Origin of the sequence: Paraclostridium sordellii, assembly GCF_000953675.1 — a bacterium.
Lineage (GTDB): Bacteria > Bacillota > Clostridia > Peptostreptococcales > Peptostreptococcaceae > Paraclostridium > Paraclostridium sordellii.
Genome location: NZ_LN679998.1, coordinates 967,390 through 980,131, shown reverse-complemented (window position 1 = coordinate 980,131; position 12,742 = coordinate 967,390). Strand labels below are relative to the sequence as shown.

Below are 12,742 nucleotides of genomic sequence, written 5' to 3'. Positions count from 1 at the left end.
CATATAACTAACTAAATTTAGCAAACTTGGACTAAGATATTCTTATATAGTACTAAAATATACATAGAATAATTTTACTAGGCTCTTTTTATCTATAATTTCATAATATAACTATAAAAAATTAATCCATTTTAATATATTCATTATTTTTTTAATATTTTTACATTTTTAAAAAATATAATTATAGGGTAGACTTTTAATAACAAGGTTTTCTATATTAAAAATTCTAATCTTTATATAAATTTATAGATTATAGGAGGTTTTATCATGAAATTTTCTAAAGTAATTTATATGTTTCTATTAGTATCTATATTGGTGTTAACTCCAATAACTGCTTTAGCAGGTACTGAAGCAGTCATTAGCAATTTAAGTTCTAAAGGTATTAAAATTGTTGACTATATAGCCCTAGCTGGCACAGGTTTTGTAGTATTTGTTTTAAAAGTTTTACGAAGTGAAGGTTTTAAGCTTAAGGAAAACGATATACTTCCACTTATAAATAAACTTTCTGCTAAAAATCCAGACTGGCATCTTGATAATATAAAAGAAGTTGTTGAAACTACTTTCTTTTCAATCCAAGAATCTTGGACTAATAACACTTATTATAATGTAAAAGACTTAATGACTTCAGACCTATATAATAAACACATTACTCGACTTAATGAAATGACTTCAAATTATAAAACAAATGTCTTAAAAGATATAAAAATAAATGAACTTTATTTAGTATCTGCTGCTGAAAGTGATGATAATAATCCAGGATTTATCTGGATAAATATTAAAGCTTCTATGATTGACTATATACTAGACATTAGAACTAACAAAGTATCTTCAGATAATAAAAATGCAAATAGTTTTGAAGAATATTGGAAATTTATATATATAAATAATAAATGGCTTCTTTGTGAAATTCTTCAAAAAGATTCAGTAATAAATATATCTCAATTAAATTAAAGTAGTATTTTAATTAATAAAATCAAACTTTGTTAATTTTTTATCCATAAAAGATTATTTGTATTAAACTTAAAGATACTATTCAGTTTATTTATTATTTAAATTTAAAAATTTTTAAAAATATTTTTTTATTTTTTCAAAGTTCTATTATATGTTAAAATCTGGATATAATCTATTTTTTAAAGGAGTTGTTCATAAATGTATGAAAAATACAGAATAAATGGAGATGGTACTCCAAAGTATGATAACGGAGAATACCATATAGTTCCAGAACGTCGGTTAGAGGATTCAACTGATGAATGGAATAGAAGGCTTGATGGGAAAACAGGTAGGCTTCCCAGAAGGAAAAGTAAAAAAAATTCTTCAAAAACAGCTTTTGCTCCATTACTTTGCTTAATAGGTTGTATGACTTTAATTATAATAGTTAATCAAGAAAATATAAGTAAGCTAAACTTTTTTAATAAAAATCTACAAAGTTCAGTAAATACTTGTAATTTAAAAATAAATACAGTAACCTCTGATTTTGGAAATGAATTTGTTCATCCATCAGAAGGTACTAAATTTTTATATGTGAATACTACTCTTGAAAATTTATCGGATAACCCTAGACATATAACTCAAAATGACTTTACTTTAATCTGTGATGATGGTCAAAAGGTTAAGCCAGTTAATTTATATTCAGATTCCAATGAAGCTAATTTAAATCCACATAAAAAGCTTTCTCAAAATCTTACTTTTCAAGTTCCTAAAAATTATTCAGGAGATATAAAAATAGAATTGATAAATCATAATTTATAAAATAAAATGCTTAGAATCATGTTTATTCTAAGCATTCTATTTTTAATTTAATAATATATTTACACACTATTTTCTAAATTTTGCAAATTTTAAATTCATAAATACAATTAAAATGATATAATTCTCTAAGAGATAACTTTTAAGGGGGATACTTAGTGGATATACAATTTTTTCTAGTTTTATTAGCCTTTGTTCAAATTTGTTTGGTATTAGGAGTATTAAGTTTAGGATTTTATGCACTTATATTATTAATTAAAGCTTTGAAAATTTATATTAGAAATAATTCTTAATAATAAAAAGGGCTAACTTTAGCCCTTTTTTAATATAAGTATAATTTTAACTTATAACTTAATAAATTAAATTACAATTTCTTACTTAAAATATTAAATACAACTACTCCACAAACATACATAAAAATTAATAATATCCATAAAGTAACTATTACAAAAGTATCTACTTTAAGTATAGTAAATACAAAAGTTATAATAAATAGAGCACATAAAGAAATTACATAAGTAATTCTTCCTGACTTATCTCTTAACATTACTTTTCTTTCATCATTTCTATTTATTTCCTCATTTTTCAACTTAGTTTCATATTTTTCTTTATTTTCTGGTCTAGACCAGTATATATATTTTGATATCATCATTATCCCAGGAACTATACAACCTCCAACCATTCCCCATAAAAAACTTTCATATCCAAATGAAGATCCAAAGATTCCAAATAACATAAGTATAACCCCAAATGCAAAGTATCCTATCCCTACATATAATAAATCTTTTTTCATCTTACTCCTCCTCATATATAAATATATCTTCTATTGCCATATCAAAGTATCTTGCAATCTTAAATGCTAAAATAATAGATGGATTATATCTCCCTTTTTCTAATGAACTAATAGTCTGTCTGGAAACCTCTAAAACATTTGCAAGTTCTTCTTGAGTAATTTCTCTTTGTTTTCTAATCTCTTCTAATCTATTTTTCATAAATAGTATACTCCTTTACTTCTTATGTAAAGTTAACTTTACATATTATAATATTAGTATTTTAAAATCACAATGTCAAGTTAGCTTTACATATAATCCTAAAAAAAGCCACAAAATTTAGTTGGCTTTTAATATTCATTTCTAAAATCTAAACCTATAGCTTTACCACTTTTTATATTTAATGCTTGTATACAATCATTATAAACCTCTACACAATTGGTAAAATCCCCTTCCATCCAACTGTTTACAACTTTATACACTCCACTTTCCAAATAGAATTTTTCCGTACTATAAGTATTTAAGTAATATTTATAAATTCCTTGTTGAAAAGCTTCAAGATTTGCTTTATTTATCTCTATAGTATCATTAATCTTTCCATCAGCTGGAATTATCATTGTACTAGCCATTTTATACAATATCCTAGGTATATCTAACTCTTCATTTACTGTAAGTTTATCCATTATACCATCATCTAACTTACCTTCTTTTAATGGAACTATCCATCTTCCGTTTTTTAAATACATATCTGTATCAACTATATCTTTATTAGAACTTATGTATACAAGTGAAACAAGTGCTATACTAGTAATTGCTATAGATAAAAATATATAATTATTTTTGATAACTCTTTGAAAAACCTCCACCTTATCCCCCTATATTTTTATATTTTTAAAATTCACCTCCATATTTTTTACTTTAACAATATTTTAAGTTCTAACTTTTCATATGAGGATAATACCACAACATTATATATAATTTCAACTATCAACACCTTCTAATCTAAATTTATTTTAAGTTAAAAATTTAAAATATAAAAATAAAAAAGATATGCAAATTGCATACCTTTTTATTTTTAATTTATTTTATTGTCCTAAAAACATTTTTAAATCATCCTCAACATTAGTTATCCCACCAATTCCAAAGTTCTTAACTAAAACATTAGCTACATTTGGTGATAAGAAAGCTGGAAGTGTAGGTCCTAAATGGATATTTTTAACTCCTAAGTATAATAGTGATAATAATACTATTACAGCTTTTTGCTCATACCAAGCAATGTTAAATGATATTGGTAAATCATTTATATCTTCTAATTCAAATACTTCTTTAAGTTTTAAAGCGATTAATGCTAGTGAATATGAGTCATTACATTGACCTGCATCTAAAACTCTAGGTATTCCATTTATATCTCCTAATGGTAATTTGTTATATTTATATTTAGCACATCCTGCTGTTAATATTACTGTATCTTGTGGAATTGCTTTAGCAAATTCTGTATAGTAGTTTCTAGATTTAGCTCTACCATCACATCCACCCATTACAAAGAATCTTTTTATTGCTCCAGTTTTTATAGCATCTACTATTTTATCTGCAAGTGCAAATACTTGATTGTGTGCAAATCCACCTATTATCTCACCAGTTTCTATTTCTTTAGGTGCACTACATTTTTTAGCATGTTCTATTATTACTGAGAAGTCTTTATCAGCTTCTGAATTACCTTTTATATGAGTACATCCTGTAAATCCAGCTGCTCCAGTAGTATATAATCTATCTTTATAACTATCTTTTGGAGGTACTATACAGTTTGTAGTCATTAATATTGGTCCATTGAAACTTTCAAATTCCTCTTTTTGTTTCCACCAAGCATTACCGTAATTTCCTACAAAGTGAGAATACTTTTTAAATGCTGGATAGTAATGAGCTGGTAACATTTCTGAATGAGTATATACGTCTATACCAGTTCCCTCTGTTTGTTTTAATAATAGTTCTAAGTCTTTTAAATCATGTCCTGAAACTAATATTCCTGGGTTATTTCTAACTCCTATATTAACTTTAGTTATTTCTGGATGACCGTATGTTCCAGTATTTGCACTATCAAGTAAAGCCATTGCATCTACTCCAACTTTACCAGTTTCTAGAGTTAATCCAACTAATTGTTCAACTGTTAATTTATCATTTAATGTATCTGCTAATGCTTTTTGCATAAATGCATTTACTTCTTCACTATCATATCCTAATGCATTTGCATGCTTCATATATGCAGACATACCTTTTAATCCATATATTATAAGTTCTCTTAAACTTCTAATATCTTCATCTTTAGTAGCTAAAACTCCTACTTTTGTAGATTTTTCATCTAATAATTCTCTTACTTTGCTATCAGTTTCGTTACTTGCAAATATAGAATTTTTTATCTTTTGTAAGATTCCCATTTTTCCGTTTATATCATCTTTAGTTGATGCATCCCATAAAGCCGCTTCTGATAAATTTTGTTTATTACTTAATTTATTTAATAGTTCTCTCTTTGTTGATAATGTTTGTTTTACTCTCTCATAAAATACTTCATCATCAAAGTTTGCATTTGTTATTGTTGTAAATAAGTTTATAGTTATTAAGTTATTAACTTGTGCATCTATAAGTTGACCTTCATTTCTAAGTTTAGTCGTTACTTCTGAAAGTCCTTTAGTTGTGTATATTAAAAGATCTTGCATTCTTGCTAAATCTGGTGATTTTCCACACACACCGAATTTTGTACATCCTGTGCATCCTGCTGTCTCTTGACATTGAAAACAAAACATCTTATTTTCCATGATTTTTACCTCCGATTTAATTAATCTAATGTTTTTCCATATACACATTGTATAATTAATACTTAAAATCCTCTGTAACATAGGTTACGTTTAATTTTTTAATAAAAAAAGGACTATCAATCCAGTTGATAGTCCTTTAATTTCTATGCTTCATTTAATTCTTTTAAAATTTTCTCTAAATCAAGACCATGTATTTCACATGCTTGTTCTAATTTTTCCATTTGAGCTGAAGGGCATCCTATACATCCCATTCCATATCCCACAAGTATTTCAACTGCCTCAGGTTTCATTTTTATTATATCTGCTATTATTGTATCTTTAGTTATCATATTATTTAACTCTCCTTTGATTTTTATATAAATTTGTCTATTCTTATTTTATCTTTAAAAGCTATTATTTCTTATATATTAATGTCTATAACCATAAAAGTTTAGTAATATTTTCTCTAAATACTATCTTTAATATTCATAAGCTTTTTTAAGAAAGTGGCTGTGATATTATAACTAAAACTTTACTAATTTCCTTAGCTATAACATTATGTTCTACTCTAGCATCAAAAGGTAGAAAATCTCCTTGTTTTAATTCAAACTTTTCTCCACTTTTAAATTCAATATCTACACTACCATCTACTACATAAATAGCAGCATATCCATTGTGAGTATGGTTTGGTAACCCCTTACCACTTTCAAATTCAAAATAAACTGTTTTAAACTTCTCATTTTGAACTAATATTTCTCTGTTAGTATCTAAACTTTTAACATTAATAGGATTTAACTTAATATTATTTATATTTAACATAGTGATTACCTCCAACTTATTAATCTTATATCTTGTACTCTTAATATACACCCTGTATAAGTAAATTTACGTAACCCTAGTTACAAATGTATTAATTTTTTATTTTTATATAAAAAGCACTAATATCTATTAAATACTAGTACTTTTAATTAGATTAATAATATATTTTTTTATCTATATAATTGGTAGATTAAGATACTTTTCTATTTCATCCCATGTAAGTTTAAACTTAGGAATCCCAGTGCTATATGGAGCAATATCATATAGTCCAAAGTAAACTACTATTCCATCATTGTCTATATAAAAAGTTTGATTATCTCTTATACCTTTAAAACCATCTTCTCCTTGGAAATACACATCTTTATTTTTATCGATTTCTTTATTTATATGTTTATTTATAATGTCTTTGTAATCTACATCATCTTTAAACATATCTTTTAACTTTATAGGCTCTCCTGTTTTTAAATTATAGTTAAAAGGTTTTAAAGTGGTAAATCCATGTGCTCCTCCTGTAAATTCATACATTGTTATAGGTATACTAATTATATTGTTTTTATTATAACCAATATCATAATCTACATAGGCTTCATACTTATATTTATATTTTCCCTTTTTATTGTTTTCTTTATATTCTATAGCTTCTTTTTTTATTCTATCACTAAAGTTAGTTACAGTATTTGATATATCTTTATTGATTCTTTCAATATTCTCCCTATAAATATCATTTTTACAATTATCTTTTATTGATAAAACTGGATATTTTATAGATACTTTTATAAATTCATTTTCTTGTTCTATTTTCATATCTTTTATAAACAAACAATCATTTACACTATTATCATTTGCATATAAAAAGCTAGTTCCTATTACAGTAAATATAAGAGCTATATAAATTACCTTTCTTAATGATTTCATATCAAGCACTCCTTTTGAAATTTATATCAAACTTATATTTCCCTATTTATTGACTTATATATGCATATATTTCATATAAATTAATAACTATTATATAATTTAAATTTATGTAAATAAATTAAAGGCATATTTAAATATGCCTTTTAAGATTATTTTATATATTTATAAGCATTATATACATTACCTATTTCAACAACTATGTCATTTACAGACTTTGCATAACTATTTTCTTCATCTCTTTGAACTTCATCTATAAATTTATTAATAGACTTACCAACTTTTTTATAGGAATCAACTATATCCGAAACTAAATCTTTACTTTTTATTGAATCAGCTTTTTTTGAAATCTCCTCAAAAACTTTTTTATCATTTTCAATTGTTTTATAAATATTTTTAAAATTTGATAAATCTTTTCTAGTAAAATTTGGATTACTAAAAAAATTCATTGTAAGCTTTAGTGACTCTGATGTAAGGTGTTTTACAGAGGTTTTTATTTCTTTTTTTATATCATCTGTCGTATATAATTTTTCAGAAACTACATTGTTTAAATTTCCTACTTTACTAGATGCCTCACATCCAACCATACCAAATATTCCTAAAGATATAGTTAATATAATAGCTAATTTTTTATATAATTTTATTTTCATAAATTTTCTCTCCTCATTTGTGTTATAGCTATATATTAAAATAGGAAACTTAAATTAAATTTATATTAACCTTAAAAAATTCTTAAATCTTTTTTGTAAATTTATTAATTTCATCTGAAACCTCATCTTTTTGATCATAAAATGGCGCGTGACCACTTTCTATAAGTGGTACTAATTTTGAATTTGTAATCATTGTATTCATATATTCAGCAAACTCAAAAGGACATACTAAATCATGAGTTCCATGTAATATTAAAGTTGGAACACTTATATTTCTTAAATCATCAAATAGGGTTTCATCTCTTAACGCCATTAAAGAGTTAACTGTTGCCCATCCTCCTGCACTTATACATAAATCATAAAACCATTGCCCTACTATTGTTGGAACATATTTATAAAAGAACTGATCTCTGATATTTTCAATCATCTTTGGTCTTTCACTATTAGCTTGCTTTATAAGTTCATCCACTTGACTTTTAGTATATCCATAATCCCATTCACCTTGTTTTGTCCATGCTGGTGCTGCAGCTCCTAATAATACAAGATTTGAAAGTCTTTCTGATTTATACTTAGATGCATATCTTATACATATTGCCCCTCCCATAGAGTGTCCTACTAATGTAACATCTCTTAAATTAAGTGCATTTAAAACATCCATAATATCTCTTGCCATAATATCATAATAATATCCAGACTCTGGTCTATCTGATTTTCCATACCCCCTAAGATCTATTGCTATACATCTGTGACCTCTTCTTATTAGTCTCTCTACCTGATATTCCCACATATTATGTTCTAATGGCCACCCATGAACAAATAGTATAATATTTTTCCCTTTATTATTTATATCTTCAACAAATATCCTAGTTCCATCTTGTGTTTTCACATAATATTTCATATATTTCCCCCTTTTAAATAATAAATAAAACAGTTCTTATTTATTATCATATTATTAATAAATTTTTTAAAAAGTGCTTGTATTTACTAATACACAAACTAAAAGCAATATATTAATAGCTTTTTACTTTCAGTTAAACTACAATTTACTTAATAAATATATAAATTTTTATAATTTCGGAGGTTTTTAATGCATAAATTAGAAAATATTATGGATAATACTTTTGATTTTTTATATAAATCACAGGAAAAAAGAAAAAGAAATGCTAAATTAAATAGAGAGGGAACTTTATTTTTATTTAAATGCCTACTAATACCTTTTACTAATTTAAAAGATTGTTTTTCAATTAAAAAGTGATAGGTTAATAATAACCTATCACTTAAATCTATATAAAACTATTCTTTTTCATAAATAGTTATAAAAACATCTTTTTGTCCTAAATTTTTCAACTCTTCTAATTTTTCTTCTGCATAAACCTTATTATTATAAGAACCACAAACTACCCTATAAAATGTTTTGCTATCAACTACAGGAGGATTTACTGGAGGTTGTGTTGATTGTGGTTTATATTCTACATTTAAGTATTTACATATACCTTTAGCTATTCCTGTTGCTAAATCATCTTGTCTTTGAGTTAGTATTTTAACATCTTCTACATTATCTATAAATGCCATTTCTACCAAACAAGCTCTCATAATAGAATTTCTTAGCACATAAAAGTTTGCTGTCTTAGTTCCTCTATTTACAGTATAAGCTTTTGTGTTTAACAATTCACTATGAATATCACTTGCTAAATTTGATGTATTTTCATTAAGAGAATAGGTCTCTATACCTTTTGCATTACCATCAAAAGCGTTACAGTGTATAGAAACATAACAGTCTGCTTTCCACGAATTTGCCATATCAGTTCTATCTTTTAACGCCAATGTTTTATCAATATCTCTGCTTAATTTAACTTCTAATCCTTGTTTTTTTAGTAATTCTTCAACTTTCTTTGCAACTTGAAGTACTATATCTTTTTCATATAAATTATTAACTCCAATTGCACCTGTGTCATTTCCTCCATGACCTGGATCTAAAAATACTTTTTTAGGCATTTAATACCTCCTTGATTAAAGCTTGTGAGAATATATAAATTTACTCTCTGTATATTTTATTGAAATTTTACTGATTTTGTTACATAAAGATAATTATTTTTAAAAAATGTTATAATTTGTCTATTTATAAAACATATAGATTTAATTTTCCCATATAAAAATAACTAGAATTATAGATTATCCCCATAAACACTGTACTTACCAATAATTTACTACGATTGAATGAACCTTAATATAACAAAACCTATAAAACAGAATATTATCTCATTTCTGCTTAATTACCCTATACTTATTATCCGATGGTTTCTCCAGAACTTGTACTTCATCAATTCTTTAACACTCTTCATAAATCATAAAATAATAAGTATTTGACCAAATCATAAAGAAAATGACTACGACTTAAAACTCTGCTATAATTAGCAACAGGATTATAATTATAAACAAAAATTTGATATTGGGGGCTATTGATTAGAGATGGAAAAGAAAATCACAGGATTAGATTATTTATACCTTTCTTTGTATGCATTTGCAGGGATAGGTTTAGAGCTTATTTTAGTGGGAATTATAGAGCCTTTATTTGGCTTATCTTTAGAAACTTATACAACTATGCAAAATCTTCTTCACTGGGTGGTTATCTGTATAATATGGTTAATTGTAGGAATTTTTCTTATAAATTTAGCAAAGAAAAAGTATGGCTTTGACTTATTAGAAAACAAAATCAAGCTAAAAGGCTTGCAATATGTAGGAATAGTTTTATGCTTAATTGTATCTATTGCATCTCATTACATAGACTGGGGAGGATTTAAGCCTATTTTAGAGTTTCAAAGATTAGGAGTATTAAAATTTATTTTCCAGTATATATATTATCTTTTTGAAGTCTTTTTAATTACCTTAATTGTAATTTTTGCACAAAAAGCTTTTGAAAAGTGGTTTAAGAACGAAACTATTCCTTACGGTGGTATTGTTCTTGCTTTAACATGGGGGCTTATGCACATAGTATCAAAAGGTAGTATTACCGTTGGATTATTATCTGCTTTTGGAGGATTTCTTTATGGTTCTGCTTATCTTGTAGTAGGAAAAGATTATAGAAAAGCCTTACCCTTAATGTATTTAATGTTCGTGCTTTAATCAAAAATTTACTCTGTGTTTATATAAAAAGAAGTAAAGATAAGTAGCTAATTATCTTTACTTCTTTTTATATAATATATATTTAATTTTCTTGATATCTTTGAAATTTCAATCAAAATTTAAGTAAGTAAAAATCTTAGCTATATAGTAAGGTTGTTGTCTTCTTTTATTCTTATGGCTTCATCAAATGAATCAGATATTACAAAGCATATAAGAGCTACTATAAAATATACTGCCATTCCAATAGTAATAAAAATTCCAGGAGCTAAGTCAAAAATACTAATACCTGATACTCCATTAACTAACATAGTTATATATTCATTTATTCCATTTACAAATAGCATATACCCTATGAATCTAAACCTTTTTACATTTTCACTTATAAATATACTATTCTTTGAACTACTTGCTATCTCTAATAATAGAATTAAAATTATAAAAAAAGTAATTCCTAAAATAAAAAAGCTTAATGCTGATGTTATATCTTTAAAATTACCAATATTCTCAAGAATATATGGTATTCCTGCAAAAACACTTATTATAAGAGCTACCCCTAAAACAAATGTTATAATCGTTATTAAAGTAGTAAGTGCCCTCTTTGCCAAATTATTTTTCAATAACCAAACCTCCTTTATTAGTTTATAATATAATAGTAGTATATCCCATATCGTTTTTCAATATGTTTTTATTTTTTTTTAATATAGCTATGAAATATAAAAAACTATTTAAATAATATAAAAATAGCACTTGTAATTTTACAAGTGCCATTTTTATAAATTAATTTAAGTAAGTATCTCTTAATTTATTTAACTCTTCTTTTCCTAAATCATATTCAGCTTCAAAGTATTCTTCATAAGTTCTATATTTTTCTTTTATTGAATTTAAACTAGCTTTTATAAATGATTCCTTAACTCCTAATATACCTTCTATCATTTGTTTTGTTTTTTCATCTTTTATATAATCTTTGCAAGCTTTAATTATCTTCTTATTTAAACCTTCTCTATTATCATTACTTTCCAAATAATCTTTTATTACTGTTTCTTCATCAACATTAAGTGCTAATAAAATTAAGGCAGATCCTACTCCTGTTCTATCTTTACCAGCTGTACAGTGTTGAAGTATAGCAGTGTTTTTAGGATCCTTAAATAATTTAAATAACGCTTTATAAGCCGGATTATCTAAAGGCATATTTTTATAACCTTGTTTTAATAATTCTTCTGGATTAATATCAATTTTATTTCCTGATAATATCCCCTCTACATAAGTTGTCATATCCAAATTGTCATTTCCACCTAAGTTCATACCTGATATATTGATATTTTTAACTGACTTTACTTCAACATCAGGATTTTTTAAAACCTCATCTCTAGATCTATAATCTAGAACATATTTTATACCTAGGCTTTCAAAATATTTTAAATCCTCACCTTTTAAATTTGAGAGGTCCTCTGATCTATAAAATAATCCCCATTTAACATTTCTTCCATCTTTTGTTTCATATCCCCCTAAATCTCTAAAATTACTAAAGTTTTTTAATGGAACTATTCTCTCTGCTAAAGTGATTTCTTCATCTCCTGAAACTATCTTGTAAAAAGTTCTATTTTCAGGCTTTGGGTCTTTAAATTTAATTATATCTGTATTTATAAAATCCATTAAACATATATCTTTACTATCTAAATTGTCTTTATAAAATATTTTTCCACTTTTACATATATGATTTAAATGAATTACTATATCATCTTCATTTTCTCTAATTATCTCACCTTTTAAATTTTCCATCTTTCTTGCTCCTCTCAACTTTACCTTTATTTCCAATATTAATTCTTAGCCTTAAAATAATTCTTATAGCTAAAATCACTTTTTTAACCACAAGAAATATTTTAATCATATTTGATTACACTCAGCTTATTAATATTTACTATATACCCTATAT

At 25.3% G+C, this 12,742-nt stretch carries 17 protein-coding genes; 5 read left to right on the top strand and 12 right to left on the bottom strand.

All coding sequences use genetic code 11. From position 1 onward, the window contains the following. Nucleotides 1-267: 267 nt before the first annotated feature. The 3 genes from ATCC9714_RS04770 (at nt 268) to ATCC9714_RS17675 (ending at nt 2,039) form a co-directional block, all read left to right on the top strand. Complete coding sequence (locus tag ATCC9714_RS04770; protein WP_021123493.1) at nt 268-951, top strand: Tim44 domain-containing protein; 684 nt, start codon at nt 268-270, stop codon at nt 949-951. Between the two features lie 198 nt (nt 952-1,149). After that, complete coding sequence (locus ATCC9714_RS04765) at nt 1,150-1,749, top strand: DUF4352 domain-containing protein (RefSeq protein ID WP_057538258.1); 600 nt, start codon at nt 1,150-1,152, stop codon at nt 1,747-1,749. A gap of 155 nt (nt 1,750-1,904) precedes the next feature. Beyond that, a complete protein-coding gene (locus ATCC9714_RS17675) occupies nt 1,905-2,039 on the top strand; it encodes a hypothetical protein (protein ID WP_021123490.1) in 135 nt (44 codons plus the stop codon). A gap of 71 nt (nt 2,040-2,110) precedes the next feature. On the opposite strand, the gene ATCC9714_RS04760 is transcribed toward ATCC9714_RS17675, so the two are convergent. The 9 genes from ATCC9714_RS04760 to ATCC9714_RS04720 form a co-directional block, all read right to left on the bottom strand. Beyond that, nucleotides 2,111-2,539, bottom strand: coding sequence for a hypothetical protein (locus ATCC9714_RS04760; protein WP_021123489.1), 429 nt, complete (start codon nt 2,537-2,539; stop codon nt 2,111-2,113). Between the two features lies 1 nt (nt 2,540). Further along, on the bottom strand, nt 2,541-2,738 hold the full coding sequence (locus ATCC9714_RS04755) for a helix-turn-helix transcriptional regulator (protein WP_021123488.1): 198 nt from the start codon (nt 2,736-2,738) through the stop codon (nt 2,541-2,543). Nucleotides 2,739-2,866: 128 nt separating this feature from the next. Continuing rightward, nucleotides 2,867-3,382 (bottom strand): DUF6241 domain-containing protein, encoded by a 516-nt coding sequence (locus ATCC9714_RS04750; RefSeq protein WP_057544603.1) that lies wholly within the window; start codon nt 3,380-3,382, stop codon nt 2,867-2,869. A gap of 219 nt (nt 3,383-3,601) precedes the next feature. Next, nucleotides 3,602-5,326: a hydroxylamine reductase gene (hcp, locus tag ATCC9714_RS04745; protein WP_057544602.1), complete on the bottom strand. Its 1,725-nt coding sequence runs from the start codon at nt 5,324-5,326 to the stop codon at nt 3,602-3,604. A 143-nt stretch (nt 5,327-5,469) separates the two neighbouring features. Then, the gene (locus ATCC9714_RS04740) at nt 5,470-5,655 is read right to left on the bottom strand and encodes a DUF1858 domain-containing protein (protein WP_021123482.1); all 186 of its coding nucleotides are present in this window, start codon (nt 5,653-5,655) and stop codon (nt 5,470-5,472) included. Between the two features lie 148 nt (nt 5,656-5,803). Next, nucleotides 5,804-6,124, bottom strand: a complete 321-nt coding sequence (locus tag ATCC9714_RS04735) for a cupin domain-containing protein (protein ID WP_021123481.1) — start codon at nt 6,122-6,124, stop codon at nt 5,804-5,806. 174 nt (nt 6,125-6,298) lie between these two features. After that, nucleotides 6,299-7,039 carry a DUF3298 and DUF4163 domain-containing protein gene (locus ATCC9714_RS04730; protein ID WP_021123480.1) on the bottom strand — a complete coding sequence of 247 codons (741 nt, stop codon included), beginning with the start codon at nt 7,037-7,039 and terminating at the stop codon, nt 6,299-6,301. A gap of 149 nt (nt 7,040-7,188) precedes the next feature. After that, complete coding sequence (locus tag ATCC9714_RS04725; RefSeq protein ID WP_021123479.1) at nt 7,189-7,686, bottom strand: hypothetical protein; 498 nt, start codon at nt 7,684-7,686, stop codon at nt 7,189-7,191. 82 nt (nt 7,687-7,768) lie between these two features. Beyond that, nucleotides 7,769-8,584, bottom strand: a complete 816-nt coding sequence (locus ATCC9714_RS04720; RefSeq protein WP_057544601.1) for an alpha/beta fold hydrolase — start codon at nt 8,582-8,584, stop codon at nt 7,769-7,771. 189 nt (nt 8,585-8,773) lie between these two features. Between ATCC9714_RS04720 and ATCC9714_RS04715 the strand changes: the two genes are divergently transcribed. After that, nucleotides 8,774-8,941 (top strand): hypothetical protein, encoded by a 168-nt coding sequence (locus tag ATCC9714_RS04715; protein ID WP_021123476.1) that lies wholly within the window; start codon nt 8,774-8,776, stop codon nt 8,939-8,941. Nucleotides 8,942-8,979: 38 nt separating this feature from the next. On the opposite strand, the gene ATCC9714_RS04710 is transcribed toward ATCC9714_RS04715, so the two are convergent. After that, on the bottom strand, nt 8,980-9,681 hold the full coding sequence (locus ATCC9714_RS04710) for an N-acetylmuramoyl-L-alanine amidase (RefSeq protein ID WP_054629103.1): 702 nt from the start codon (nt 9,679-9,681) through the stop codon (nt 8,980-8,982). 474 nt (nt 9,682-10,155) lie between these two features. Here ATCC9714_RS04710 and ATCC9714_RS17440 point away from each other — a divergent pair, with 474 nt between their 5' ends. Next, nucleotides 10,156-10,809 carry a hypothetical protein gene (locus tag ATCC9714_RS17440; RefSeq protein WP_077065661.1) on the top strand — a complete coding sequence of 218 codons (654 nt, stop codon included), beginning with the start codon at nt 10,156-10,158 and terminating at the stop codon, nt 10,807-10,809. Between the two features lie 140 nt (nt 10,810-10,949). Here ATCC9714_RS17440 and ATCC9714_RS04700 read toward each other — a convergent pair whose 3' ends face one another. Together ATCC9714_RS04700 and ATCC9714_RS04695 are read right to left on the bottom strand one after the other, a co-directional pair. Next, nucleotides 10,950-11,426, bottom strand: coding sequence for a DUF2975 domain-containing protein (locus ATCC9714_RS04700; RefSeq protein ID WP_054629102.1), 477 nt, complete (start codon nt 11,424-11,426; stop codon nt 10,950-10,952). Nucleotides 11,427-11,586: 160 nt separating this feature from the next. After that, nucleotides 11,587-12,588, bottom strand: a complete 1,002-nt coding sequence (locus ATCC9714_RS04695; RefSeq protein WP_054629101.1) for a tyrosine-protein phosphatase — start codon at nt 12,586-12,588, stop codon at nt 11,587-11,589. Nucleotides 12,589-12,742 lie beyond the last annotated feature (154 nt).